This is a genomic window from Rhodococcus sp. FW305-130 (assembly GCF_058788335.1).
Window position 1 is genome coordinate 1 of record NZ_JBYTAP010000003.1, and the last position, 25,552, is coordinate 25,552.

Annotated in this window: 20 protein-coding genes and 1 rRNA gene; 12 read left to right on the top strand and 9 right to left on the bottom strand. The window is 61.9% G+C overall.

The annotated features are described in order from the left end of the window. The first annotated feature begins 174 nt into the window (after window positions 1-174). Window positions 175-291 (top strand): 5S ribosomal RNA (rrf, locus tag AC3WQS_RS10025). 296 nt (window positions 292-587) lie between these two features. On the opposite strand, the gene pdxR is transcribed toward rrf, so the two are convergent. Then, a complete protein-coding gene (gene pdxR / locus AC3WQS_RS10030; RefSeq protein ID WP_492712779.1) occupies window positions 588-1,979 on the bottom strand; it encodes a MocR-like pyridoxine biosynthesis transcription factor PdxR in 1,392 nt (463 codons plus the stop codon). Between the two features lie 49 nt (window positions 1,980-2,028). Between pdxR and AC3WQS_RS10035 the strand changes: the two genes are divergently transcribed. The 4 genes from AC3WQS_RS10035 to AC3WQS_RS10050 all read left to right on the top strand — a co-directional run bounded on the left by AC3WQS_RS10035 (window position 2,029) and on the right by AC3WQS_RS10050 (window position 6,274). Then, window positions 2,029-2,487, top strand: a complete 459-nt coding sequence (locus AC3WQS_RS10035) for a carboxymuconolactone decarboxylase family protein (protein ID WP_069147323.1) — start codon at window positions 2,029-2,031, stop codon at window positions 2,485-2,487. Window positions 2,488-3,107: 620 nt separating this feature from the next. Beyond that, complete coding sequence (locus tag AC3WQS_RS10040; protein WP_492712777.1) at window positions 3,108-4,571, top strand: hypothetical protein; 1,464 nt, start codon at window positions 3,108-3,110, stop codon at window positions 4,569-4,571. A 129-nt stretch (window positions 4,572-4,700) separates the two neighbouring features. Continuing rightward, window positions 4,701-5,399 carry a class F sortase gene (locus AC3WQS_RS10045; protein ID WP_492712776.1) on the top strand — a complete coding sequence of 233 codons (699 nt, stop codon included), beginning with the start codon at window positions 4,701-4,703 and terminating at the stop codon, window positions 5,397-5,399. 77 nt (window positions 5,400-5,476) lie between these two features. Then, window positions 5,477-6,274, top strand: a complete 798-nt coding sequence (locus tag AC3WQS_RS10050; RefSeq protein ID WP_492712775.1) for an SDR family NAD(P)-dependent oxidoreductase — start codon at window positions 5,477-5,479, stop codon at window positions 6,272-6,274. Between the two features lie 14 nt (window positions 6,275-6,288). Here the strand turns inward: AC3WQS_RS10050 and AC3WQS_RS10055 are convergent, their stop codons facing one another. Then, window positions 6,289-7,410, bottom strand: a complete 1,122-nt coding sequence (locus AC3WQS_RS10055) for a GGDEF domain-containing protein (RefSeq protein ID WP_019746669.1) — start codon at window positions 7,408-7,410, stop codon at window positions 6,289-6,291. 175 nt (window positions 7,411-7,585) lie between these two features. Here AC3WQS_RS10055 and AC3WQS_RS10060 point away from each other — a divergent pair, with 175 nt between their 5' ends. Together AC3WQS_RS10060 and AC3WQS_RS10065 are read left to right on the top strand one after the other, a co-directional pair. After that, a complete protein-coding gene (locus AC3WQS_RS10060) occupies window positions 7,586-8,230 on the top strand; it encodes a GntR family transcriptional regulator (RefSeq protein ID WP_492712774.1) in 645 nt (214 codons plus the stop codon). Then, window positions 8,230-9,504: an MFS transporter gene (locus AC3WQS_RS10065; RefSeq protein ID WP_134998486.1), complete on the top strand. Its 1,275-nt coding sequence runs from the start codon at window positions 8,230-8,232 to the stop codon at window positions 9,502-9,504. Before AC3WQS_RS10060 ends, AC3WQS_RS10065 begins: the two co-directional genes overlap by 1 nt. A 49-nt stretch (window positions 9,505-9,553) precedes the next feature. Here AC3WQS_RS10065 and AC3WQS_RS10070 read toward each other — a convergent pair whose 3' ends face one another. From AC3WQS_RS10070 to AC3WQS_RS10095, 6 genes are all read right to left on the bottom strand, one after another. Beyond that, window positions 9,554-11,125, bottom strand: coding sequence for a flotillin family protein (locus AC3WQS_RS10070; protein ID WP_134998485.1), 1,572 nt, complete (start codon window positions 11,123-11,125; stop codon window positions 9,554-9,556). An 11-nt stretch (window positions 11,126-11,136) separates the two neighbouring features. After that, window positions 11,137-11,652, bottom strand: coding sequence for a hypothetical protein (locus AC3WQS_RS10075; protein WP_063315111.1), 516 nt, complete (start codon window positions 11,650-11,652; stop codon window positions 11,137-11,139). A 148-nt stretch (window positions 11,653-11,800) separates the two neighbouring features. Continuing rightward, window positions 11,801-13,102, bottom strand: a complete 1,302-nt coding sequence (locus tag AC3WQS_RS10080; RefSeq protein WP_047888186.1) for a M1 family metallopeptidase — start codon at window positions 13,100-13,102, stop codon at window positions 11,801-11,803. An 11-nt stretch (window positions 13,103-13,113) separates the two neighbouring features. Beyond that, a complete protein-coding gene (locus AC3WQS_RS10085; RefSeq protein ID WP_003941141.1) occupies window positions 13,114-17,007 on the bottom strand; it encodes a Pls/PosA family non-ribosomal peptide synthetase in 3,894 nt (1,297 codons plus the stop codon). 122 nt (window positions 17,008-17,129) lie between these two features. Beyond that, the gene (locus AC3WQS_RS10090; protein WP_134998484.1) at window positions 17,130-18,983 is read right to left on the bottom strand and encodes a BCCT family transporter; all 1,854 of its coding nucleotides are present in this window, start codon (window positions 18,981-18,983) and stop codon (window positions 17,130-17,132) included. A gap of 428 nt (window positions 18,984-19,411) precedes the next feature. Then, on the bottom strand, window positions 19,412-19,816 hold the full coding sequence (locus AC3WQS_RS10095) for a hypothetical protein (RefSeq protein WP_029254361.1): 405 nt from the start codon (window positions 19,814-19,816) through the stop codon (window positions 19,412-19,414). Between the two features lie 39 nt (window positions 19,817-19,855). Here AC3WQS_RS10095 and AC3WQS_RS10100 point away from each other — a divergent pair, with 39 nt between their 5' ends. After that, window positions 19,856-20,182 carry a hypothetical protein gene (locus AC3WQS_RS10100; protein WP_046377860.1) on the top strand — a complete coding sequence of 109 codons (327 nt, stop codon included), beginning with the start codon at window positions 19,856-19,858 and terminating at the stop codon, window positions 20,180-20,182. A 15-nt stretch (window positions 20,183-20,197) separates the two neighbouring features. Here AC3WQS_RS10100 and AC3WQS_RS10105 read toward each other — a convergent pair whose 3' ends face one another. Continuing rightward, window positions 20,198-20,338, bottom strand: a complete 141-nt coding sequence (locus tag AC3WQS_RS10105) for a hypothetical protein (RefSeq protein WP_003941170.1) — start codon at window positions 20,336-20,338, stop codon at window positions 20,198-20,200. A 244-nt stretch (window positions 20,339-20,582) separates the two neighbouring features. On the opposite strand from AC3WQS_RS10105, the gene AC3WQS_RS10110 reads away from it, so the two are divergent. The 4 genes from AC3WQS_RS10110 to AC3WQS_RS10125 all read left to right on the top strand — a co-directional run bounded on the left by AC3WQS_RS10110 (window position 20,583) and on the right by AC3WQS_RS10125 (window position 25,549). Continuing rightward, the gene (locus AC3WQS_RS10110) at window positions 20,583-21,314 is read left to right on the top strand and encodes an SDR family oxidoreductase (protein WP_492712773.1); all 732 of its coding nucleotides are present in this window, start codon (window positions 20,583-20,585) and stop codon (window positions 21,312-21,314) included. Between the two features lie 150 nt (window positions 21,315-21,464). After that, a complete protein-coding gene (locus AC3WQS_RS10115) occupies window positions 21,465-22,832 on the top strand; it encodes a purine-cytosine permease family protein (protein WP_019746680.1) in 1,368 nt (455 codons plus the stop codon). Window positions 22,833-22,862: 30 nt separating this feature from the next. Then, window positions 22,863-24,443, top strand: a complete 1,581-nt coding sequence (locus AC3WQS_RS10120; protein WP_021333724.1) for a hydantoinase/oxoprolinase N-terminal domain-containing protein — start codon at window positions 22,863-22,865, stop codon at window positions 24,441-24,443. After that, window positions 24,440-25,549, top strand: a complete 1,110-nt coding sequence (locus AC3WQS_RS10125; protein WP_020968290.1) for an S-methyl thiohydantoin desulfurase family protein — start codon at window positions 24,440-24,442, stop codon at window positions 25,547-25,549. Before AC3WQS_RS10120 ends, AC3WQS_RS10125 begins: the two co-directional genes overlap by 4 nt. Window positions 25,550-25,552: the final 3 nt, after the last annotated feature.

Consider the following 25,552-nt stretch of genomic DNA (forward strand, 5'->3'; position numbering starts at 1 on the left):
GGCCGAGGACTTACCACAAAGAAGCTACGCGTCCACTGTGCGGTATCTGAAACAACACACAGATACTGATGAGAAACCCTGTTTTCTCCGTCCCCCAACACCAACAAACATTGGTGGTGGCGGGTGGTGAAACCAGGTGATCAGAAGTTGGTTACTGTGACAGTTTCATAGAGTTACGGCGGTCATAGCGAAGGGGAAACGCCCGGTCCCATTCCGAACCCGGAAGCTAAGCCCTTCAGCGCCGATGGTACTGCACTCGACAGGGTGTGGGAGAGTAGGACACCGCCGAACACAATGTAGAGAAGCCCCCCAACCAGTGATGGTTGGGGGGCTTTCTCGTACCCAAAACACCCCCCAAAACCACCCCGCACTCTCCGAGCGAACGGCACGTCCGTCGCCTCAGATCGACCGAACGTACCGTTCACACCATTAGGGGCGGGCACGCCGCCGGCTCACCACCCCGTCCGGGATCGAGTGAACGACACTCTCACCGCCTCTAACGAGATGAACGGTACGTTCACTCCATCAGGGCAGGGCAGGGCAGGGCAGGGCAGGGCAGGTGAGCGGATGGGCAGATCCGACAGGCGTTATCGCAGAGCCTCCTGCAGCACCTCGCAGAGCACATCCAGCGTCCTGGAGTACTGCGACTGCGTCGGCGTGCTGTAACCGACGACGACGCCGTCACCGCCGACTGACGACACGTCGGGATGTCGGAAGACGGACAACCCTTCGAGCCCGAGATCGCGCGCCTGCGCCGCCGCAAGAACAGATTGTTCGGTGCCGGAGGGAAGGCGGATCCCAGCGTGAAGACCCGCGGAGATCCCCTCGACCCTGACCTGGGGTACTTGCTGTGCAAGGGTCGCAACCAGTTGATCGCGTCGTCGTCGATACGAGGTACGCATCTTTCGAATATGGCTGTCGAATCTTCCGGATTCGATGAAGTCTGCCAAGGTCAATTGATCCGTTGAACTGACCCAGCGTTCGTAGGGTCCCTTTGTCGCGAGGACGGGTTCGATCAGCCTGTCCGGCAACACCATCCATCCGATGCGTATGGCCGGCGACAGTGTCTTGCTGACAGTGCCGAGGTATGCAACGTGCTGCGGCGCGATTCCTTGGAGTGCGCCGACAGGCTTTCTGTCGTAACGGAATTCGCCGTCGTAGTCGTCCTCGATGATGACGCCACCGGTAGTCGAGGCCCATTCGAGAGCGGTCGCGCGCCTCGCCGGCGTGAGGGGACCTCCGAGGGGAAACTGATGCGTCGGCGTCAGCAGAACACTCTCAGCAGACGTTGACGCCAATTCGTCTGTGCAAGTGCCTGATTCGTCGACCGAAATGGGAATTGTCAGCAGTCCTTCGTCGACGAGCAACTGTCGGTGCAGGTGAAGGCAGAAAGCATCGACCGCAATCGTTCCTCCGAGTGCACGGGCGAGGAGGGAGATCCCGTGACCCGAGCTGGCACTGATCACAATGCGGCTCGGATCGACGCGAACGCCTCTGGTGCGGCTCAGGTATGTGGTGAGGGCGTTCCGGAGTTCGACTCGGCCTCTGGGATCAGTGGTCGCGAAAGCGTCGGTCGGCGCGGTGGTCAAAGCACGTCTGGCGGACGAAATCCATGCAGTGCGGGGAAACGCCGACGCGTCCGGCGATCCGGGGAGAAGGCTGTAGGTCAAGCGCCGTCGGGTCGGCGATGGATCGACCTCGCGACTGTGTGTGCTGGCGAGCGTGGCGACCACGGTTCCGGAACCCGGCCGCGTGACAAGCCATCCAGCGGCGGCGAGCTCGGCATAGCAGTCCGCAACGGTGTTTCGGGCAACTCCGAGGTCGAGTGCGAGGGTGCGGGAAGGTGGGAGTCTGGTGCCGGGCTTCAATAGTCCACTGTCGATCGCGTCGCGAAGCGTCTGAAGCAGCGCAGCGCGAACCCCGATTCCCTGTGGCAGCTCGATATGCAGATCGAACCCAAGATTGGCCCATGAATTCATCACCGGATTGAACCATGTTTCGGGGTCTTTCCGGGATTACGGTTTGAGTATGACTACAGCAACAGGACAACGACTGGATATCGCAAAGCTGGCGCCCGAGGTCTACAAGGCGATGATTGCGTTGGATGCCGCTGCGCGCAAGGGGCTGGAGCCGACGCTCGTCGAGCTAGTCCTCACGCGTGCGTCGCAGCTGAATCATTGCGCGTGGTGCTTGGACATGCACACTCGCGATGCCCGAAAGGTCGGCGTGACGGAGCAGAAGCTCTACCTACTGAACGCGTGGGAAGAAGCGCGAGGGATGTACTCCGATCGCGAACGCGCCGCACTCGCCTTGACCGAGGCCGTGACAGTCCTTACCGACGGTTTCGTTCCGGACGAGGTGTACAGCGAGGCTGCCGGCGAATTCTCGGAGGAGGAACTGGCCCAGCTCATCAGCGTCATCTTCACGATCAATGCGTGGAATCGCATTGCGGTTACCACAAGGAAGGCGCCTCCGGTCCGAGACTGATCCGAGGCTCGTACTCCGCTCTCTATCGGGTGCAGATTGCCGCCGTCGAAGATCTGGGTAATCGACACAAAGAGGACCAAAAGATTGGTTCAGAGTGTGAACAAAACCAACAGATTCTCTAAATGTGAGGCAAATCACATTTAGTGAATCGGTGGATTGTTCCGAGTATCTGCAAGTTGTCTGAATCCAGACAAAGCAGTCTCGGTTGGAAGTTCCGGTGAAGGGGTCCGCATTGCGGGCCCCTTCTTTTGTGTGCGCGCTGAAAACGCCCCTTCCTGTGAGTTTCCCCAGAATGTCCGAGTTACCGACCGGCTAGCGTCGGAGGAATGCCGGGAACGCCCCGGTTACGTGAGCCGATTTTGAGTTGATCGCGATAGTTGTGCGGTTGGACAAAGGTGCAGTCATCTTGTTGGCTAACTCGTCGTCCGGAGGTTCAAGCTGCGTGCGGGGGCTCGACGATCGGGTGGACTTTCTTGAAACATGCACTACATTGCCATCTAGTAACTGGCTGGTTGCCAAAAGCGATCAGCCGATCCTCTCGGAAGTGAGCGCTGGGTGGCGTGGCCTTGGGAATCCAAGCAACCTTCCCGCTACCGAAATGTCTTGAAAGGGAAGCTTTGATGACTGTGTCTGGTTCACGGCGTAGGCCGCTTGTTCTCCGGCTCTCGCTAACTGCAGCTATTGCCGTAACGGTGGCCGGTAGTAGCGTTGCTTTTGCTTCACCAGCTGTGTCCGCGCCGATGCCGGTGCGAACCGCGGCTGCTCCGGCGTTCACCGCCGGGTTGTGTGAGGGCACCGAGTACACGCCCTCAGAGCAGATGCTCGACATCTCCGGCATTCGGCTGGATCACTTCAACGACGGCAACATCGTGCCGATGTACGGCACCACCGATCGGGGTACATCGGCCGCGGTGGATGCTCCGGTCTGCGGTGTCCGCGACGTCGACGGAATTGCGAAGTCGGAATGGATGTACTGCACGGACTTCGATCTCGATCCATGTGCCGGCGTCGACGAAAACGGTTTGCCCGTGGACAAGCACAACGACGAGATGGGTGCGACGGTTCCGTCATCGGGCAATCCCGATCTGTCAGCCGACGATCTCGCTGTCATCAGTTGGTTGCTGCAGAATCCCGCCAAGCTCGACGGCGTCGTTTCGGGAAATGGCAGTGAGGATGCGCGTTCGGCGCGGCAGACGCTGGTGTGGTGCGTTTCGGACTACGACAATCCGCTGATGGCCGATTTCAAAAGCCTGTGCGACAGGAACATCGGCGACGACGAGCGAGCTCGCATCGTCGAGATCATGAACGTCACGCAGACGCTCGACCTCGTTCGTAAGACACCCGCGACGGGAACTCTGAAGGCCGGCGAGACTGCCGTGTTCACCCTGAACACGAATATGTACCGGAAGCCGATCAATGTTCAGTCCTCGGCGGGCACCGAACTCACCGTCTGTGGCGACAACGCCAAGGCAACGTTGAGTGCAAACCAATTGACGGTCGACGGCCGCGGCGACGCACCGACTGCCGTGGATCTATGCCTCACCGCTGCGGACGGCGGTGACTACTCCGTGACCGCAAGCGTCATTCCGGATTCGGTCGAGAACCTGCACTGGAACACGGCAGGCGCACAGTGCCAGGTCTTCGCGTCGTTCGACACCGTTCGGCCGGCGTTGATGAATGCGTCTGCCAGCGTCGGATATGCAGCAGCGCCCACGACGACACCCGCAACGACGACACCCGCAACGACGACACCGGCAACAACGACACCGGCAACCACGACGCCTGCAACTCCGGTCGTTCCGATTGTGCCCATCGTGCCGATTGTGCCGGTCGTGCCCATCGTTCCGATTGTGCCGGTCGTGCCCGTAGTTCCGGGTGCGCCTGTTCCGTCGCAGCCGGTTGCAACTCCCGCTGCTCCGGCGCCGTCCGCTCCGAAGCCGGCTACCGGACCTCGCCCGGTTGCCATCGACGGTGGTGCCGCTGAACAGAATTCAGGCCGCAACGTCGCCGTCGCAGTGACGGGCCTCGGGCTTGTCGGTATGGCTGCTGCCGGAGCAGTTGCTCTCCGCCGCAAGCGTTCCTGACGCCAGGCAGATGTAGTAGACGTCGGCACCGGTCACGATTCGTGTGATCGGTGCCGACACTGATCAGACGCAGGGGGCGTCAATTCGCAAGAGGCGCCGGGGGTGCCTCATCCCGCAGGAGACAGTTCGATGACCATGTACGAGTCGGATCCCAATCCATCCAATCCATACGACGATTCCAACCGCGATCAGCCCGCGAACATCGGCAAGGGGCGTCGTGTCGCGTTCATCCTGGCCCTCGTCGCGGTGCTTGTCGCCGGTGCTTCCATGGCTTTCGTCGGCCTGCGATCCTCCGATGACGATGCTGCGATTCCGCCGAGTCCGGGAGTTGTCATGTCGCACTCTGCGAATCCGGCGGCGCCTTCGGATGAGTTGATGGCTCCCAATACCCTTTCGCTCGATCCGGTCGGTGTTCAGGCGCCGATCGTGGACGCCACCGTGCCGGAAGGAGTTCTCACTCCGCCGGAGAACGTCAAGAACGTCGGAATCTGGCTCGACGGCGCCTCGCTCGACTCGGTCACCGGCACGACTTTGATTGCCGGACATGTCAATTTGACCGGCCAGGGTAACGGTGCACTGTTCGACCTGGGCACGATCGAACCGGGTGAAGTGATCCGTACATCCGACGCGACGGGCAAGAGCACGTCGTGGAAGGTGACTGCGGTGACGACGCGTCCGAAGGCCGATGGCGTGGAGGAAAGCGTGCTGGCCGGCCCGGATGGCCCTCGAAAGTTGGCAGTCGTAACCTGCGGCGGCGAACTGCAATTCGAGGACGGTATGGGTAACTACGCCGACAACGTCTACCTGTACGCGGATCTGATGGTCTGAGACACAGAAACAATCCAGTCGGTCCCCGATCCCTCTTCGTAGAGATCGGGGATCGCCTGTTGGATAGTGTCGCAGGTATGGATCTTCACCTGTCTGGAAAGCGTGCGATCGTTGCCGGTGGTAGCAAGGGGATCGGTCTGGCAATCGCCAGAGGTCTGGCCGCAGAAGGGGTCGACATCGCGATACTCGCGCGCACTGAGCAAACGGTCGTGGATGTTGCCCGAGATTTGGTTTCGGAGTTCGGAATTCGTGCGATCGGAGTCGTGACGGATACGCGAGACGACGACGCAGTTCAAGCGTCGGTGCGGCAAGTAGTAGAGGAGTTCGGCGGCGTCGACATTCTGGTCAACTCCGCAGCGACTCCGTTCAGCGCCGGAAAGCCGACGGATTTCGAGGCGACCACAGACGACGTCGTGCGCGACGAAGTCGAAGTGAAAGTGCTCGGCTACCTGCGCACTGCGCGTGCTGTAGCGCCGTATCTGATCGATCAGGGTTGGGGTCGGATCATCAACATCAGCGGTTTGGGTGCCAGACAGGCAACCTCGATCGCCCACACGATCCGCAACGTCAGTGTGTCTGCGCTGACCAAAAATCTTGCAGACGAGCTGGGCCCCAAGGGAATCAACGTCACCGTCGTCCATCCGGGCGTGACGCGGACCGAGAGGTTGACCGCGCGGATTGCGCGCGAGTCGGAAGAATCCGGCCGCTCGCAGGCGGAGGTGGAGCGGGGTATCGCGACGAATTCGATACACCGGGTCATCGACGCCGAAGAGGTGGCTGATGTCGTGACCTTCCTGGCATCGCCGCGAAGCATCGCGATCACCGGTGACGCGGTGGCAGCGGGTGGAGGAGTGCCGGGGCCGGTCTATTACTGAGAACTCACGTACTGCTACCTGCTCGCGGTGGTGACGATCGTGTGAACACGTCCGCCGCCGAGTCTCTTGCTTTCGTACATCGCCGAATCGGCGACTTTCTGCATGTCGGTGAACGCTGTTGCACGCTCTTCTCCGGCGACGAATTTGTGGGTACGCACGGCGATTCCGATGCTCGATGTCGACGGTATCTCGTCGGTATTCGAGTGCATTGCCGGTCCGATCGAGTCGAGCATCGGGCCGATGGCCGGCACGGAAAGTCTTTGAGCGAGGATGAATTCGTCGCCGCCGACCCGTGCGACAACAGCATCGGCATGTGCCCAGGCGGACAACCGCTGTGAAACCCGGAGAATTATGCGGTCGCCCACGTCGTGACCGTGTACGTCATTGATCGTCTTGAACCGGTCGATGTCGATGGCGATCACGAGTAGTGCCGCCGATTCCTGACGCTGGAACTCCGCGAGTACCTTCTCGACGTGGCGGTCGAGGCCACGACGGTTCAGGAGCCCGGTGAGGGGATCGAGGTCGGAGCTGGACGCGTCCATGCTGAGCATCGTCAGCACGATCTGCGAGATGAACGCACAGACCACGAGTGCGGTGACGACAACCAGCACTTTCGAAACACCGAGCGCAGGATCTCGCTCCGGCCCGAAGAGGATCGGCTGCGCAGCCACCACGATCATCACAACCGAGAAGGTCAGGTGTGCGATCTGCAACTTCGGATTGTGAAAATAGGCGATGTAGATACCGATCAACGCGTAGATGACACAGGTAAGTAATCGCGCAAGCTGCGAGGAATCTCCAAGTACGGAAATCGTGACTGCGATGTCGCAGAAGACTACGAAACCGAACGAGCGGCGCTTTGTCGGGCCGAAGACCCACCATGAGACTCCGACCATGAAGCATGAGATCACGACAACAGTGTTGAAGAACAGCGCAATCGTGCTTGTCGGACCGGCCGGACTGAATCTGTTGAGTAGTGCGCACACGCCCAGTCCGATGACAATGATGCCAAGTAATAGCCGGGTGGCGGTCGTGAGGCCGTTGTCGCGGAGATAGCGAGTGAATCGGTCGTATTGATCGGGGAGGGCCAGCCACTCGCGGGTCAGGGTCCTCATGGACTTCATCTGCGACGTCATGAGTGCATCAGTCTGCGATGGCGGGAGCGTGCGCCGTTCATCGTGAACTGACTCCTCTTCTGTCTGGCACCTTGCAATGCTAGCTGGATCGATGCCGTGTTGGACCGAGATGTTCGGATCGGCGACCCGAATGTCTGGGTTCCGCCAGCGTGGAGTATAAATACATCTTGTGTCTATGTTGTATTCCGCTTCGGAAAACGTCTTCCGCGAAGTCAAGGAGCTGATCCTTTCCGGCGAACTCGCCGGCGGGGAGCTGATCAGCGAGGGTGACATCGCCGCTCGGACCAATGTGAGCCGAACGCCGGTGCGTGAGGCGTTTCTGCGTCTCGAGTCGGAAGGTTGGATGCGCCTCTACCCGAAGAAGGGGGCGCTGATCGTCCCGGTCGCGGATGGGGAAGCGGAACACGTAGTCAGTGCCAGACAACTCGTCGAGACTCAGAGCGTTCGAGTGGTGTCGGTCCGACCGCACGCGCGTAAAACGCTTGTCGCAGCGTTGCGCGCGAATCTGATCGAGCAACGTGAGATTGCTGATCGCGGGGACGTTGCCGCGTTCAGCGCAATCGATGCCGACTTTCACAAGATGATCGTTGCCGCCGGTGGGAATCCTTTGCTCGACTCGTTCTACGCGAGTCTGCGCGACAGGCAACGACGGATGACAGCGCGGTCGATCTCACGCGACCCCGGCCAACTGTCTCGCATCCTTGCCGACCACACCGCGCTTACCGACCTCGTCGAAACAGGCGATGCAGACGGATACAACGCTGCCGTCCTCACACACATGCGCCAGGTGCACGGCCTCGGCTTCGAAGGAACTCTGTGATGAGCACCCAAACAATAGACGCTGGGACCGCAGCCGAACGTCGTCCAGGCAGTGAACGTGGCACCGGCGGAAAATGGCTGTGGCTGACCGTTGCCGCCAGCATGTTCGCCGCGGCCTGGGGCGGAAACGAATTCACGCCACTGCTGGTGATGTACCGACTCGACCACGGCTATTCGCCGGTGATGGTCGACTTCTTCCTCTTCGCCTACGTCCTCGGAATTGTGCCGGCCCTGCTGCTCGGCGGCCCGCTGTCCGATCGATTGGGTCGACGCCCGATCATGCTCCCCGCGCCGATCATCGCGATCGCCGGTTCGACGCTGCTCGCTTTCGGGGCCGACTCCGCTGCCGCTCTCATTCTGGGAAGAATCCTCTGCGGCATCGCCTTGGGGATCGGTATGGCCGTCGGCGGCTCCTGGGTCAAGGAGTTGTCCACGCAACCTTGGGATTCGGCGGCGTCGGAAGGCGCAGGTGCTCGGCGAGCGGCGATGAGTCTGACCGCTGGCTTCGCCTTGGGGGCGGGTGCCGCGGGAATCTTGGCGCAGTGGGCGCCCATGCCGAGTGTGTTGGCGTACGTGTTGCACATCGCGATCACCGTCCTCGCCGCCATGGCGCTGTGGCGTGCTCCCGAAACACGACCGGCACAGGCGAAATCCGACCGTCGCAGGTTGATCGACGACCTCAAGATCCCTTCGGCAGGTCATCGTAGATTCCTCTACGTCGTTGTTCCGTTGGCGCCGTGGGTGTTCGGTGCTGCCAGTGTCGCGTATGCAGTTATTCCGGCGCTCATGACCGGGCACAGTGGCGATGCGCCCGTGGCCTTTTCGGCTCTACTGTGCATGGTCGCGCTGACATGCGGATTCGCGATTCAGTCGTTGGGGCGAAAGATCGATACCGACCGCAGCGCGCGCGGCGCAGTTGTGGCTCTGGTGTTTCTGGTGGTTGGTATGGCCGGCGCTGCTCTGGTTGCGTCGACGCTGACCGTGGCGATCGCGATCGTGGCTGCAGCGATCCTCGGTTGCGGGTACGGCATGGCATTGGTTTCCGGGTTGCTGGAGATCCAGCGAATCGCGGGGCCGGACGATCTGGCAGGACTGACCGCGGTGTTCTACTCGATCACCTACATCGGTTTTGCTGTGCCTGCGTTGCTGGCGATGCTGTCGGAAAGCATTCCGGCGCTGAGCTACACGGTGACTCTTCTGTTCGGATCAGCCGCCGCCGCTGCCTGCTTGATTCTGATTCTCTTCAAGTCGCGTTCACATCTTCCGAGCGCGTGATGCCGTCCGATCCGCCGACCCCTGCGAGAGTCGGCGGACCGGGGCGAAATCACGCGTCCACAGTTGCGGAAACGTTTTCCGAATTGTGGACCGAATTGTGTACCGAACCAACCGGAACCGATGCGGTCTTGTTCAGGCCGTTGAGCAATCCGGTGATATCGACGCCTGAGCTTTCGAGAGTTTCGATGACGCCGGCGATCACCTGGGGGCTGATGCCCAGGATCGAGCCGATCGAACCCTGGGCCCCATCACTGCCGCCGACGATGGAGATGCGGTCGATGTCGCCGACCGGCTTCGCCGCCGCTGCGGTGGCGTCGACCAACGCCGCCAGAACATCGGGCAGAGTGAGCAACTGCGCGGCCTGCGGGGTGTAGGAATTGAGCGCCTCGGCGATCTGACGCTTACCGGCAGCTTCGGCTTCGAGCTTGGCGCGCAAACCATCCGCCTCGGCTTGTTGCTCGGCACGGACGGCGTCGGCCGCTACCTTGCGGCCGTCTGCTTCGGCTTCCAGACGTGCTCGAAGGCCGTCGGCATCAGCCTGCTGCTCAGAGCGAACAGCGTCGGCGACGAGCTTTCGTGCATCGGCCTGAGCGCCGCCGGCCTGCCTTGCTGACTCAGCCTGTGCCTGGGCGCGGAGGATCGCGGCCTGTCGCTCACCCTCTGCGCGTGCGATGGAGGCTTGGCGTTCGGCCTCGGCCGGTGCAATGACATCTGCCTGCAATGCCGCTTCCGATTGCTGGGCGCGACGACGCTCGACCTCGGTGCGAGCTTCGACGCGGGCCGCCTCGGCCTGCTCACGTGCGATGCCGACGGCCTTCTCGGCTGTTGCCTGCGCGAGAGGTCCGGCCTGGTCGGCTTCTGCGTTCTCGGCTTCGGTCTGTGCTCGCAGGCGAGCGAGTTCGACGTCGCGCTTCTGATTTGCACTCGCGATCGCGGTGTCGGCCTCGGCTTGTGCGACGGAACCTGCCTGTCGCGCCTTTGCTGACTGGATCTGCGAATCACGCTCTGCTTCAGCAGTTCCGATCGCGGCATCACGTTTGACCTCGGCGATGCGGCGCTGACCGAGCGATTCGAGATAGCCGTTGAAGTCGGAGATTCCCGCGATCTTGATGACATCGACTTCCATGCCGATGCGGGCGAGGTCGCCGCCTGCCTCCTCGACCACACTGCGCGCAAGCGAATCGCGATTGGAGTTCAGATCCTCGACCGTCATGGTCGCGGTGATTCCGCGCAGGCTGCCCGCGAGGATTTCGTTGATCTGCTGCTGGAGCTCGTCCAGGTCGGAAGTCAGGAATCGTTGCACCGCTGTCTGAACCGCTTCGTCGGCGGAACCGATTCGTACCAGGCCGACTGCCTCGACGTTGACCGGAACACCGTCGTTGGAGAGCGCATTCTTGAGATTGATGCTGACGTTGAACGGCTCGAGCGACATGATGTCGACACGTTCGATGCCGGGAATCTTGAACCGGGCACCGCCGCGGACGACCTTCGGCTTGCCTCGTCCGGTGAAGACCGCCACTTCGTTCGGCGGGACCTTGACGTAGTTCTTCACGTAGATCGCGGGGAGAACAATGAAGATGATTACTGCGACTACAACCGCAATGATGATGATTGGCAGCATGTATCGAGTCCTTAGATCGCGTCGTCAACCGTGACGACGTGAAGGTATTGATCGTCTACATCGGCGATGTAGACGGTGGTGCCGGTGGTGAGCGCCATCGGCTGTGCACTGACGGCCTTGGCCTGGACGCGATTGCCTTCGGCGTCGACGAACGAGACTTCTCCCCAACCTTCGGCTGCGATGGTGAGGGTGACCGTGCCCAACAGTCCGTGGTATGAATTGCGCCCGATGTGCGAATTATCTTGTTGTTTAAGGAGATAGGGGAGAAGAAGGCCGCGCGTGACGACAACGAGAACGGCGGCGAGTGCGAGTGCTGCAATCACCGCTACCAACGTCGGAGCGTCCGCGAGAGTGGCAGCTACGCCGCCGGCGCCGAATCCGAAAAGTGCTGTGGCCAAAGTTGTCAGGCTCAGAAATGGCAGCCCGTCTGCGTGGCCGCCGCCCAGATCTGCAACCTCGCCGACGGCAAAGGCTCCGATCAGGGCGACGACCCCGATCACGAAACATATTGTGAATACAACGAACATCGATCCCCCGATCTACCTGTCGAGGAAGCGTGCCCTGAGAATTGTGTTGTCGGGGTCGTCCCTCGGCCCACCTCTATAGTAAAGGTAAGACAAAGCTAATCGGCGCATTCGGAATGTTTCGGCGTGGTGCTACGGCTGGGGGAAAGCGTCAAAGCCGAGGTAGCGGGCGTTGATTCAGCCAAGCATCCCAGAGAGGGCGCAGTGGGGTGTCGGTGAAACGTGAAGCGAGATCGGTGAATTGCTCGGTGCTGACCGTGCTGTGCCGATGCTTCGTAGTCCACTGGCGAATCAGTTCGAAGAACTTCTCGTCTCCGAGAACGCCGCGCAGGGCGTGCAGAGTCAACGCGCCCCGCTTGTAGATTCGATCGTCGAACATCAGGGCAGGCCCGGGATTGGCGACGATCAAGTCCTGAGATTTACGCCCGAGCCCTTGATAGGCGTTGGTCGCGAGTTGGTTCGAGGATGGGCCACCGGAATTCTCGGACCAGATCCACTCCGCGTAACAGGCAAAGCCCTCGTGTAGCCAGATGTCGCACCACTGCCCGAGAGTGAGGCTGTTGCCGAACCATTGATGGGCAAGCTCGTGTGCGACAAGACGTTCGGAACCGCGCCTACCCGTGCAGTGGTTGGCTCCGAAGATCGAGAGTCCCTGCGCTTCGATGGGGATTTCGAGTTCGTCGTCGGTGACCACAGCGGTGTAGTCGGCAAAGGGATACGGGCCGAACAGCTTTCCGAAGACCTCCAGCATCTGGGGTTGGCGCCCGAAGTCGACGTCGAACGCTGCGCGCAGCCGAGGTGGGTGAACGGCGAAGACCGGTACCGGCCCGGCGCTCACCTGCCGGTGCTCGTACTGACCGATCTGAATCGTCGCCAGGTAGGTTGCCATCGGTTCGGTCTGCTCGTAGACCCACGTCGTCTGACTCGCACGGGTCTGCTTGCGGATCAGCTTGCCGTTGGCGAGGGCATAGAACGGGGAATCGGTGGTGATCGAGATGCGGTACGACGCTTTGGAAATCGGATGGTCGTCGCACGGGAACCAGGACGCCGCGCCGTTGGGCTGACTTGCGACCAAAGTTCCTTCGTCGAGTTCCTCCCAGCCGACTTCGCCCCACAGGCTCTTGATCGGCTCGGGGTTGCCGCTGTACGCGATGGTGACCGACAGGGCACCGCCCGCGGGGATCTTGGTAGACGGCGTGATGATCAGCTTGTTGTTCAAGTGCGCGTACTTGGTGCCGCGGGCACCGTTGACGGACACCTTGGACACCTGCAGGTTCTGCGCGAGGTCGAAGCTGAACTTGGATCGGCTCTCGGTGGTGACAGCGGTGATGACTGCCTTGCCGGCGAGACGGTTACTGAAGACCTTGTACGTCAGTTCCAGTTCGTACCGAGACACGCGGTAACCGCGGTTGCCGTTGTGTGGCAGGTACGGATCGAGCGGCTCTTCGAGCATTCTGTTCGGCTTCACGACGCCACCCACGGTGCAATCGGATTGCCCTGCCAGCGGGTGGAGGGCGGAACGGTGTCACCTCGCATCACCAGAGATGCAGGCCCTACCGTCGCTCCCGCGCCGATCCCGGCTGCGGGTAGCGCGACACAATGCGGTCCCAGCGTTGCTCCTGCTCCCAAGGTGACGGTGTCCATGGACATGATCCGATCATGGAAGAGATGAGTTTGCACGACGCACCCCCGTTCCACTGTCGCTCCGTCGCCCAAAGTCACAAGATCTGCCTCGGGTAGCCAGTACGACTCACACCAAACGCCCTTGCCGATCTTGGCCCCGAGCCCACGCAAGAAGATGTTGAGTACGGCAGTACCAGTCGCTGCGCGAGCGAACCACGGCGCCGCGACGGTTTCGACGAACGCATCGGCTACCTCGTTGCGCCAGACGAACGAACTCCACAGCGGATGCTCGACCTTGGCGATGCGTCCGACGACGATCCACTTGGCGGCGATGGTGATGGCGCCAGCCACTGCTCCGGCGACGAGCAGAATTACGCCGCTCAACAGAGCCGCGAACCAGAATCCGACGGCGCCGACCAGTGCTTCGAGTGCAAACAGAACACCGAGACCGATGCCGAACGTGACCATCACGGGGATCAGTCGGCAGGTTTCGACCACTCCGCGGGCGATCTTGAGGCGCATCGGCGGATTGAACGTGCGGGCGGCGTCGGTGTCCCCGGCAGCCCTTCTCAGACGTACCGGTGGACTACCCAGCCACGATGATCCGGACTTGGCCTTGGACGGGGTGGCCGACAGAACCGCCACGAGACCGTTCTTGGGGACGCGTCGACCGGGTGCGGTCATACCGGAGTTGCCGAGGAACGCACGCTTGCCGATCTTCGCCTGTTCGATGTGCATCCAGCCGCCGCCGAGGCCGTAGCTCGCAACCATGGTGTCGTCGGCGAGGAATGCGCCGTCGGCGACCGTCGTGAACTTGGGAAGGAGGAGCACGGTGGATGCTTCGACGTTCTTGCCGATCTTGGCGCCGAGGAGGCGGAGCCATCCCGGCGTCAGCAGGCTCGCGTAGAGCGGGAAGAGGAAGGTTCTGGCCGAGTCGAGCAGGCGTTCGGTCGCCCACACCTGCCAGCCGATGCGGCTGCGGACAGGGTGGTAGCCGGGGGTCAGCCCGATCGAGAGAAGACGAACGGCCACCAGTGTGACGACTGCGAAGACGAGCAAACTCAGGATGGTCGCGACGGGAAGCATGATCAGCGATTGGAGCACTGCACTCGCGAGCGTGTCGGTGTCGCGGATCCACCAACCGATCAATGCGATTCCGGCCATCAGAGCGAAGATCGGCATACCGGCCAGGAAGACCGAGGTGACGCCGTATACCGGCACCCAGCCGGGTGCGCGCTTCGGATGTTCGGCCGGCCAAGGATGATTCGCTTTCCCGACCTTGGTGGCGGGGGATCCGGCCCACTGCTGGTTTGCCTTCACTCGGCCGAACACCGCAGATCCGGGTTCGACGACGGCGTCCCGACCGATACGCGCGCCGGGCAGAAGCGTCGAGCGTGAACCGACGGAGGCGCCGTCGCCGATCTTGATCTCACCGATGTGAATGACGTCGCCGTCGATCCAGTGGCCCGAGAGGTCGACTTCGGGTTCGACGGAGCAGCCGTCACCGAGTTCGAGCATGCCGGTGATGGGAGGAAGTGTGTGGAGATCGACGCCGCTGCCGATGTCGGCGCCGAGGGCGCGGGCGTAGTAGAGCATCCACGGTGCGCCCGAAAGGTTGGCTGCGCCACTGGCTTCGGTGAGTCGCAGCGCTATCCACAGACGCAGGTGTTCACTACCACCTCGCGGGTACGTTCCTGGTTCCAACTTGCGTAGGAGCAGGCGCGCCCCGACGACGGCGATGGTCATACGGCCGATCGGCGTGATGAACACGATGAACGCCAACAGGATCCACCACCACGAGACCGTGGGTGCCCAGCTGACGTCGACGAACCAGCCGAGGACGTTGTTCGCGATCGCCAGCCACGTCACCCACTGCAGTCCGGTGAGCGTCGTGAGTGGAACGGTGACGGCGATCTGCGCCAGCTGAGTTTTCAAGGGTGTTGGAGCGACGATGCGCGGCTCCACAGTTTCGGTGGGTGCCAATTCGTCGAGATATTCGGCGAGCGATCCCAACCGTGGATGGTCGTAGAGTTGTGCGACGGTCACTTCGGGGAACCGCTCGCGCAGGGCGGTCACCAACTGAGCAGCAGAGAGGGATCCGCCGCCCACTTCGAAGAAGTCGTCGTCGAGTCCGGTGATCTGGGCTCCCAGGATCGATCCCCACAGGCCGGCAACCCAGGCAGCGGTGCCGTCGAGGCCCAACGCGGCCCCGGCATCTTCACCGGCGCCGGGCAACGGCCACGGCAGCGCATTGCGGTCGACCTTGCCTGACGTACGCGTCGGAAGTTCGTCCATCAACGCCAGACGCGGCACGAGGGCTGCTGGTAGCTGCTCGCTGAGCAGTGCATGAGCGGCCTTGAGATCGAAGTCGGGATCCGTGCTGGCGATGTACCCGACGAGGAGCTGGTTGCCGGCTGCCGTCTTCTTCACGGCTGCGGCAGCGCCGCTCACGCCCGGCAGATTCTGCAAGGCGTTGTCGACCTCACCGAGTTCGATGCGCCTGCCGCCGAGCTTGACCTGATCGTCCGCGCGGCCCTGGAACATCAGGCCGGTGGTCTCGAGCCGGACCAGGTCGCCGCTTCGGTAGGCGCGTTCCCACCCGAGCGAGGGCATCGACGCGTACTTCTCGGCGTCCTTCGCGGGGTCGAGGTAACGGGCGAGGCCGACGCCGCCGATCACCAGCTCGCCCACCTCGCCGACCGCGACGGGATTGCTCTGGGCGTCGACGACGGCAAGGTCCCAGCCGTCGAGGGGGAGGCCGATGCTGACGGGGCTCTTGCCGTCCATCAGTGCGCCGCAGGCGACGACGGTTGCCTCGGTGGGGCCGTAAGTGTTCCAGACCTCGCGGCCCTCGACGGCCAGGCGCTCTGCCAGTTCGGGTGGGCAGGCTTCGCCGCCGAAGATCAGGAGTCGAACGGCTTCGAGGGCCTCGGCCGGCCACAGAGACGCAAGCGTCGGCACAGTGGAGACGATGCTGACGTCACGCGAGACCAGCCACGGGCCGAGGTCCATGCCGCTGCGAACCAGCGAACGAGGAGCCGGGACGAGGCAGGCGCCGTGGCGCCACGCGAGCCACATCTCCTCGCAGGACGCGTCGAATGCCACGGAGAGTCCCGCGAGGACGCGGTCACCAGGCCCGATGGGCTCGTCCTGGAGGAACATGCGCGCCTCGGCGTCGACGAAGGCTGCGGCATTGAGGTGAGTGACCGCGACGCCCTTGGGGGTGCCGGTGGATCCTGAGGTGAAGATGATCCAGGCGTCGTCCTCGGGTTCGGGTTCGCGAACCGGTGGATGTTCGAGCCGCTTCGGCGCCGTCCCCGGTTGGATTCCGTCGCCGGTGATGATCGCCGCTACCTGCGCCTCGCCGAACACCAACTCGGCGCGCTCTTCCGGATCGTCGGCGTCGACGGGAACGTAGGCGGCGCCCGCCGCGAGGATCGACAGGATCGCGACGTACAGCGAACGCGAACCTGACGGCATCCTGATTCCGACGCGGTCACCTGCGCCGACGCCGGCATCACCGAGCCAGCGCGCACCGAGCGCGATCTCGTCGAGCAACTCCGAGTACGACAGTGTGGTGTCGCCGTCGTCGATGGCAGGTGCTTCCGGGTTGGCCTCGGCTGAGGCCCGCACGATGTCGATGAGCGTGCGCGGCGCAGGTGCATGCGCCGACCGTAGGAATACGGACGGAATCCCGAAAGATTGTTCCGTCTCCGACTGCGACTGGAGTGGCAAACCCGTTGGTCCTGTTCTACTCACGAAACTTAGAGTCCTGCGAACTGTCGAGTTGAAAGTCTCATGACAAGTTTGCGAGTTGGTGAACAGATATGCCTAATGCAACATGCCGAACGTGCCGGTCAGTCCGTACTGGCGGCTTGCGCGTGGCCTTCTGCAGAGTCGGCGAACTCGGGTGTGTCGAACACCTCTCCGCCCAGCGGATCGATGACCTTCGATTCCTCGGAGAAGTCGACGGCGCCGGTATCCGGGTCGATGTTGACCGCATGGGCGGGAACTTCGTGGACCGCGACGAGCATGTGGGCGTCGGAGGGATCCGTCATGATTCCGCTTTGTGACGGGGTGAGCCCGGCGAAGGTCGACGAGATCTTCAGATCGCGGAGCCGCTTTTCGGTGGGTTGCGGAACGTCGGTCGATGCCGAGGCATTTGTAGAAACCCGCAGGTAGCGTGGTGCCGACGCGACCTCGTATCGGAACGCCTTCAGCATCGACAGACATGCCAGCACCATGATGACCGAGAACGGTACCGCCGTGGCGATAGCAACGGTTTGCAGCGCCGTGAGCGATCCACTGCCACCCACGATGAGGAGAACTGCGGCCGCGGCACCGGAGAGGAACGTCCAGTAGACACGCGTGATCTTGGAGGTCTCCAAGCTGCCACCGGTCGCGAGGATGTCGATGACGATCGAGCCGGAGTCCGCGGACGTGACGAAGAAGAACACGATCACGACGATCGCGAGAACACTCGAAATCGTTCCGAGCGGAAGTCCGTCGAGAAGCGTGAACAGTGACGTGTTGGTGTCCACTGCGCCGGATGCGTCGAGCATCGTGCCCTCGTTGCGCTGACGCAGAATGCCGGAGTTACCGAAGATCGTGAACCACAACGAACCAACCAGCGTCGGGGCCAGCAGCACACCGAAGACGAATTCGCGGATGGTGCGGCCGCGTGAGATGCGCGCGATGAACATGCCGACGAACGGTGCCCAGCTCATCCACCAACCCCAGTAGAAGATGGTCCATGCGCCCTGCCAGCCGTCTTCGGCGAACGGGGACGTGCGCAGCATCAGTTCGGGCAAGGCCTGGACGTATCCGCCGAGGTTCTGCACCCACGACTGCATGAGGAACAGCGTCGGTCCCAGAATCAGGACGAACAGGGCCAGCGCGGCAGCGAGCATCATGTTGATGTTGGAGAGCCACTTGAGGCCCTTCGTGACACCGGAGACGACCGAGAAGGTCGCCATGCCCGTCACGATGACGATGATGGTGATGACCAACCAGTTGTCGGTCTCCACCCAGCCGAGGTAGTCGAGGCCGGCCGAGATCTGCTGGACACCGAAGCCCAGCGACGTCGCGACACCGAACAGCGTGCCGACGATGGCGACGACGTCAATGGCGTGGCCGATCTTTCCTTCGATGCGAGCCCGTCCGAGGAGCGGCTCGAGCAGCCAACGGATCGAGAGCGGGCGACCCTTTCGGTAGGTCATGTACGCCAGACCAAGGCCGACGACGACGTAGATCGCCCATGCATGCAAGCCCCAGTGGAACAGCGTCAGTTCCATGGCTTGATTGGCTGCGGCGTCCGTGGATCCGGCGATCTGCCCGGCGACGGGTGGGGTCACGTAGTGCGAAAGTGGTTCGGCTACTCCGTAGAACACGAGCCCGATGCCCATGCCGGCGCTGAAGAGCATCGCGAACCACGAGAGCATCCCGAACTCGGGCTGCTCGTCGTCACGTCCCAATCGGATGTTGCCGATGCGGCTGATTCCGCAGTACAGCGCGAAGATCACGAAACCGGTGGCCGAGAGGATGTACCACCAGCCGACGCCGTCGCTGATCACGTTGTTGAGTGTTTCGAAAGCATCCGCGGCGGTTCCCGCGTAGATCACGGCAAAGGCGATCAGGGCAAAGATCACTATCGACGCGGGGATGAACACGGGTTTCCGTAGTTCACGCCACGCAGTTTTGACCGCAGTCATTCCACTCCTCGAACGTTCAGGCATTCACAGCGCCCATCAGGGCGGCCACGTGTCACGCGTAGGTGGGCGTTTCGCTCACACCATCGCAGGTCAAGACCGGGCTATTGCTTTGAAATTCAACGTAACGTCAAGTTTCGGTCAACTCAACTGGACGAAAGATGCTGCACTGTCGCGAAAGTTCTCACTGGATGCCGTAGTTCCGGTTGTAAATCGTTGGGTAATAGTGGCATTGGGCCATGAGTGGAATGCTGAACGGCGAATTCGATTGGTACGGTGAGTTGAATCGGTCGAGTCGACGCTCACCGATTGACCACATTTGTCAAACTCGGCGAAACAGCCTGTCTGTCAGGTGGTTAACTCCTGGCGTGCTTGCCCGATCGTGGCGGTCAGGTGTCGATACCTAACTGTGATTGTGATGGTCGCAACTATCAGTGATGCGGGCCCTGTTCGCCCCGCTGAGCGTCGATCAGATCCATCGCATCCTTCAGACCCAAGCCCGGATGCAGTTCGCGTAGTGCCTTGATTGCCGGAATACGGTCGTCAGTCGACGCGAGTGCACTACGGACGTCGTCGGCAGGGATTTCGGTGGGGGCAGTTGTCCCTTCCCACCACACCGACTGAGGTTTGTTCCTGTTTCGCCAGGCTTGGACTGCGTAGTAAGCAGACCCGACCGTCGCGAAAAGCCAGATTGCGAGGAATGTCCAATTCCAAGCTGTGGGTTCTGTGATGACCTTGTCGATGGTGCTTGGGCCGAAGAAAACGAGTAGCCAAACCAGCACGATCGTCTGCCACCATCGCTCGACGCGCCTGCTCGGATTCCACCACTCGGCCATCGACCGATACTCGCACAGGGCTGCTGTTTCGGTGCGACGATGGAGATCATGGAGATTCGTGATGCGGTGGAGCGACTTCGGGCGGATTCCGGGACCTCGATGATCTTCGGAGAACCGCACCAGACCAGCGACGGATCGACGATCATCACGGTTTCGCGACTACACCGGCAGTGGCGGGGCGACCCGATACCGGTGCCAGTGGGAGTGTTCTCGATCCACGAGGGTGAGCCGTCGTGGTCACCGGCCGTCGATCACACCAGGGCGGCTTTGATGGGGGAGTTCATCGGGTTGGCGGCCGCGGTGATCGCAACCCTGGCCGTTCTACGTCGACCGCCCTGGCCTGATGTGACGATTCGGAAGGGGTGACTCAATAGGGGCGACTCAGAAGGGGTGACCCAGAATTACGCCGATCAGTTGGAACGGCATCGCGAGGAACATCGATCCGACGTAGAGCGGATAGCGAATCGGGTCGCCGGCGAGGTAACCCTCGGCGAGCCAGGCCATGACATCTGCTGATCCCATATTCGTTACTTCCCTTCGCGGTTGTGGTTCACCGACATTTTCGGTCGTGGGAGTTGTTTTGTTACAAGCGAACTCGAAGGAGGAGTGCATGTGACGGCAGTTTCGACGCAGCAAACTCAGTCAAGTGAGATCCCCGGGGGTGGCAGTCTCTACCGGCTTAGTCTGGATACTTAGCACCGTGGCGTAGTGAAATCTGTGCATTCTGCACATGTCGGGACAATTCGGTGAGCCTTACAGTCGCTAAATGACAACGACACCTTCTCCTCTCTCAGACAAGACCGTCGTACTGATCGGTGGCGGAACAGGCATCGGGCTGCGGGTGGCGCAGCTTGCCGTCGACGCCGGCGCGCAGGTAGTTCTCGGTGGCCGAACCACATCCAAGCTGGAAGCAGCGGCCACGCAGCTGGGTGAGGCGGCGCACTGGTTCACAGTCGACACCTCCGACGACGACTCGGTGAAAGCGTTCTTCACCAACATCCCCAGCGTCGACGCTCTCCTCACCACGGCTGCCGATTACCAGGTCGGCTCTTTCCGTGAACAGAGTGTCGAGGAAGCGGCGTCGCCGTTCACCTCCAAGTTCTGGGGGCAGTACCGCGTCGTGCACGCTGCGCTCGACAAGCTGACACCCACCGCATCGGTGGTCCTCATGTCCGGTGCTGCCAGTGTGCGGCCACCCGCGGCTGCCGCGGCATACGTTGCGGCCAATGCGGCAATCGAGGGGCTCGGACGGGGGCTGGCGGTCGAGCTGTCGCCGATTCGCGTCAACACCGTTGCTCCCGGAACCATCGACGGGCATCTTTGGGCTCAGCGTCCGGCGGAGGTTCGGGAGGCGGCGTTCACCTGGAGTGCGGAGAACAACGTGCTCGGCCGCGTCGGGAACGAAGACGAGATCGCACAAGCGGTGTTCTATCTCTTCACCAACACGTACACAACGGGTTCCACGCTGTACCCCGACGGCGGGTACGCGTTGCGCTAGACCGTGCCATTTGACGACTGTGTGAAATGACGACTGTGCGAAATGCATTGTCGTAACACGAAGAAACGCCAATTCGCCCATAGGCGTGACCCCGACCACATTCGTACCGTCTTCTCCGAGAACACTTCCCAACTATTCGAGGAGTCCGTCATGAAAAACACATCAACGACCGCCGCCGGCGGTGAAGTGTCCGACGGTGACGACTACGCGCTCACCCGCGTTCCCGACGAAGCACGGTATTCGTGGTTCTCGGTGGCAGTACAGCGATTCGGTCAGGTATCGGCGCTCGCACAGTTCCTGCTCGGTGCGACGCTCGGCTACGGCATGACGTTCTGGAATGCCTTCTGGGCATTGACAGTCGGGGCGGTGATTCTCGAGGTCGTCTGTATTTTCATCGGCATCATCGGGGTTCGTGAAGGGCTCAACACGTCGGTGGTCGCACGCTGGTGTGGATTCGGGCACGCTGGTTCCGCGGTGATCGGCCTGGTGATCGGAGTCAGCCTGATCGGTTGGTTCGGCATCCAATCTGCTGTCTCTGCATCAGGTTTGCACGGAATCATGCCGTTTCTGCCGCAATGGGCGTGGGCCCTGGTCTTCGGCCTTCTGATCACCGCGATAGTCCTTCGCGGATTCGGCTCGATGCAGCTGATCGCAAACATCACCGTTCCCCTGTTCCTGCTTCTGGTGGGTTGGGCCGTCATCGCCGAACTGCGCAATCACTCGCTGTCAGATCTGATGGCATCTGCTCCAGCCGGACCGGAGCTCAGCTTCCTCGCCGGAACCACCATCGTCGCAGGCGGTTTCATTGCCGGAGCAGTGATCACACCCGACATGACGCGATTCAACCGCACGGCGGGTGACGTCGTGAAGCAGACACTCGTCGGAATCACATTAGGCGAATACGTGATCGGATTGACCGGTGTACTTCTTGCGCATGCCGTTCGCAGTTCCGACATCGCCACGATCATCCTGTCGTCGGTCGGCTGGGTCGGCGTTCTCATCATTGTTCTCGGAACTTTCAAGATCAACGACTGGAACCTGTACAGCTCGGGGCTCGGCATCGTGAACTTCATCGACGTAGTGTTCGGGCGACGCATCAATCGCGCCGTCGTCACAGCTGTGGTCGGCGTGACCGGTTCGATCCTCGCGGCTGCCGGAATCCTGAACTCGTTCACCGACTTCCTGATCCTGTTGGGCGTCGGATTCCCGCCGATCGCCGGAATCATGGTGGCGGAGTACTTCATCGTCAAGACCTGGCGCAAGGACCTGGAGGAGAGTCGAGCCGCGGGTACCCTCCCGAACTCGGCGCCCACTTGGGTACCGGCCACGTTGGTGATCTGGATCGTCTCGGCGCTGATCGGGCATTACAGCACCTTCGGTTTGCCGTCCATCAACGCGGTGGCCTCGGCATTCGTTCTCTACGTCGTCGCGGGTCGACTCGGCCTGATTCGCGGGGTCGGACGCACCACAACCGAAGCGCCGCAAGAGCCTTCGGGAACATCTGCGCTCACGCACTAGCACTGCAAACACTGTAGAAGGGAGTTCGCGATGCGAATCGGAATCGACGTCGGTGGTACAAACACCGATGCGGTCCTGATGGACGGGACCACCGTCATCGGGCATGTCAAACACTCGACCAGCAAGGACATCACCGGCGGAATCGGCGGAGCTCTGACGGCGCTGCAGCAGCAGTACTCGTTCTCTCCCAGCGCTGTTCAAGCAGTGATGATCGGCACGACGCACTTTCTCAACGCTCTCATCGAGCAGCGAGGACTTGCACCAACAGCGGCTCTGCGATTGGGGCTTCCGGCGACCGCAGCGCTTCCGCCGATGGTGGGGTGGCCGCGAGACCTGGTCTCCGCTGTGCAAGGAAGGCACTACCTCGCTCACGGTGGGCACGAGTTCGACGGTCGTCGTATCTCACCGCTGGATCCCGACGAGATTCGTCGCCATGCCGCCGACATGGCTCGCAGCGGTACTCGTTCGGTCGCAATATCGTCGGTGTTCTCTCCGGTCAATCTCGAATGCGAAGCGGCGGCAGCGGAGATCGTGCGTCAGGAACTCGGCCCGGACGTCGCAATTTCGCTCTCTCACGAGATCGGTCGAGTGGGTCTACTCCAGCGGGAGAACGCGACCATCATCAACGCTGCGCTGCGCGAGCTTGCCGATCACATCGTCGACGGTCTTGCCAGTTCTTTGGTCGAGCACGGCATCGCCGCACCGCTGTATCTGAGCCAGAACGACGGAACCTTGATGGACATCGAGTACGCAAGGCGTTATCCGGTGGCGACTTTCGCGTCGGGACCGACCAACTCCATGCGAGGCGCCGCTGTTCTGTCCGGTCTGGCCAGCTGTGCGGTGATCGACATCGGGGGCACCACTACCGACGTGGGCGTACTGACCAACGGTTTCCCCAGAGAAGCCACCACGGAGGTGACGGTCGCGGGGGTACGGACCAATTTCCGTATGCCGGACGTCTTCTCGATCGGTATCGGTGGTGGTTCGCTGGTGGATGCGGACGGACTCACAGTCGGACCCGAATCTGTGGGATACGAATTGGGTTCACGGGCACTCGTATTCGGCGGTGACACGTTGACGGCCACCGACATAGCCGTCGCGGCAGGCTTGGCCGACGTCGGAGATCGCAGTGCGGTGGCGCACCTCGACCGCGGTCTGGTGTCGACGGCACTCGACCGGATCTCGCGCCGGGTCGCCGACGCCGTGGAACAGATGCGGACCACGTCGGATCCACTTCCCGTTGTGGCGGTTGGCGGGGGATCGGTTTTGCTGGAGCACGAACTTCCCGGCCTGGGAACGGTGATTCGTCCTGAGCGCTTCGACGTTGCCAATGCGATCGGCGCTGCGATCGCGCAGGTCAGTGGTGAGGTAGATCGAGTCGAAGCGGTACGGGACGGGCGCAGGCAGATTCTTGCCGACGACGCTCGCCAGGAGGCGATCGATCGGGCAGTCGCAGCAGGCGCACGGCCCGAGTCGGTGCAGATCGTGGAGTTCGACGAGGTCCCGATTCCGTATCTGCCGGGCAACGCAACACGTATTCGAGTGAAGGCAGTCGGTGACTTGGCACTGCACAGTGGTCTGGTCTCCACCGGTCAGGAAGGCTCACGATGAGTTGGACACTACGAACGGCAGACCTCGACGACCTCGCCAGGGGCGCAGCTTTGTTGGGGACCGGCGGCGGGGGAGATCCGTTCGTCGGCAAGATGTTGGTCACGCAGGCGCTCGGGGAAGCCGGTGAAATCACGATTCTGGATCCGGAGGAGCTCGACGACGACGCGTGGGTGATCCCCGTCGCGCAGATGGGTGCACCGACCGTCGTGGTCGAGAAGATGCCGCGCGGAACCGAACCCGAGCTGGCGCTGATCACGTTGGAGAAGCACACGGGGCGAACTGCAGATGCCACGATGCCGATGGAGTGCGGCGGGATCAATTCGATGATTCCGTTGCTGGTGGCAGCGCGGCGCGGACTGCCGGTTGTCGACGCCGACGGGATGGGACGAGCCTTTCCTCAGCTCGAGATGGAAACCTTCTCGGTGTACGGGATTTCGGCGAGTCCGCTCGCCATGGCGAACGAGCACGACGAGGTGGCGATCTTCGACACCGGCAGCGACAACAGCAGATTGGAGGGCCTCGCTCGCGGGGTGACGTCGAGGTTCGGTGGGATGGCGCATATCGCGCAGTACTCGATGACGGGTGCAGATGTGAAGCGGACGGCGATCCCACGGACTCTGTCGTTGGCCTTGGCCATCGGTCGGTCCATCAGGCTTTCACGTGAGCAGCGGGTGGACCCGGTTCAGGCGCTGGTGGACGGTCTCTCCGACACGCTTTACGGATACGGGCGAGTTCTCTTTCACGGCAAGGTGATCGATGTCGACCGGCGAACCGATGAGGGGTTCGCTCGAGGTTCGGTGCGGATCGCCGGCGTCGGAGACGAAGAGCTGGAAGTTCAATTCCAGAACGAAAATCTGATCGCCGTGCAATCCGGAGTAATGGTGGCGATCGTGCCAGACCTTATCTGCATCGTCGAGGCCGACACTGCCGAGCCCATCACCACCGAGGGATTGCGGTACGGGCAGCGAGTTGCGGTCATCGGGATCGCGACTCCGCCGATCATGAGAACACCGGAGGCACTGGCGGTCTTCGGCCCGGCAAGCTTCGGACTCGATCGCCCGTTCCTGCCGGTGGAGACACTCGAGCAACCTGTACTGGCAGAATAGCGA

What these genes read in the sequence shown, in the direction of transcription:
- AC3WQS_RS10040 (WP_492712777.1), top strand. Translation starts at nt 3,108, where the DNA reads ATGACTGTGTCTGGTTCACGGCGTAGGCCGCTTGTTCTCCGGCTCTCG.
- AC3WQS_RS10065 (WP_134998486.1), top strand. Translation starts at nt 8,230, where the DNA reads ATGAGCACCCAAACAATAGACGCTGGGACCGCAGCCGAACGTCGTCCA.
- AC3WQS_RS10035 (WP_069147323.1), top strand. Translation starts at nt 2,029, where the DNA reads ATGACTACAGCAACAGGACAACGACTGGATATCGCAAAGCTGGCGCCC.
- AC3WQS_RS10090 (WP_134998484.1), bottom strand. Translation starts at nt 18,983, where the DNA reads ATGACTGCGGTCAAAACTGCGTGGCGTGAACTACGGAAACCCGTGTTC.
- AC3WQS_RS10060 (WP_492712774.1), top strand. Translation starts at nt 7,586, where the DNA reads ATGTTGTATTCCGCTTCGGAAAACGTCTTCCGCGAAGTCAAGGAGCTG.
- AC3WQS_RS10095 (WP_029254361.1), bottom strand. Translation starts at nt 19,816, where the DNA reads ATGGCCGAGTGGTGGAATCCGAGCAGGCGCGTCGAGCGATGGTGGCAG.
- AC3WQS_RS10120 (WP_021333724.1), top strand. Translation starts at nt 22,863, where the DNA reads ATGCGAATCGGAATCGACGTCGGTGGTACAAACACCGATGCGGTCCTG.
- AC3WQS_RS10125 (WP_020968290.1), top strand. Translation starts at nt 24,440, where the DNA reads ATGAGTTGGACACTACGAACGGCAGACCTCGACGACCTCGCCAGGGGC.
- AC3WQS_RS10110 (WP_492712773.1), top strand. Translation starts at nt 20,583, where the DNA reads ATGACAACGACACCTTCTCCTCTCTCAGACAAGACCGTCGTACTGATC.
- AC3WQS_RS10080 (WP_047888186.1), bottom strand. Translation starts at nt 13,102, where the DNA reads ATGCTCGAAGAGCCGCTCGATCCGTACCTGCCACACAACGGCAACCGC.
- AC3WQS_RS10105 (WP_003941170.1), bottom strand. Translation starts at nt 20,338, where the DNA reads ATGGGATCAGCAGATGTCATGGCCTGGCTCGCCGAGGGTTACCTCGCC.
- AC3WQS_RS10075 (WP_063315111.1), bottom strand. Translation starts at nt 11,652, where the DNA reads ATGTTCGTTGTATTCACAATATGTTTCGTGATCGGGGTCGTCGCCCTG.
- AC3WQS_RS10100 (WP_046377860.1), top strand. Translation starts at nt 19,856, where the DNA reads ATGGAGATCATGGAGATTCGTGATGCGGTGGAGCGACTTCGGGCGGAT.
- AC3WQS_RS10055 (WP_019746669.1), bottom strand. Translation starts at nt 7,410, where the DNA reads ATGACGTCGCAGATGAAGTCCATGAGGACCCTGACCCGCGAGTGGCTG.
- AC3WQS_RS10070 (WP_134998485.1), bottom strand. Translation starts at nt 11,125, where the DNA reads ATGCTGCCAATCATCATCATTGCGGTTGTAGTCGCAGTAATCATCTTC.
- AC3WQS_RS10045 (WP_492712776.1), top strand. Translation starts at nt 4,701, where the DNA reads ATGACCATGTACGAGTCGGATCCCAATCCATCCAATCCATACGACGAT.
- AC3WQS_RS10115 (WP_019746680.1), top strand. Translation starts at nt 21,465, where the DNA reads ATGAAAAACACATCAACGACCGCCGCCGGCGGTGAAGTGTCCGACGGT.
- pdxR (WP_492712779.1), bottom strand. Translation starts at nt 1,979, where the DNA reads ATGAATTCATGGGCCAATCTTGGGTTCGATCTGCATATCGAGCTGCCA.
- AC3WQS_RS10050 (WP_492712775.1), top strand. Translation starts at nt 5,477, where the DNA reads ATGGATCTTCACCTGTCTGGAAAGCGTGCGATCGTTGCCGGTGGTAGC.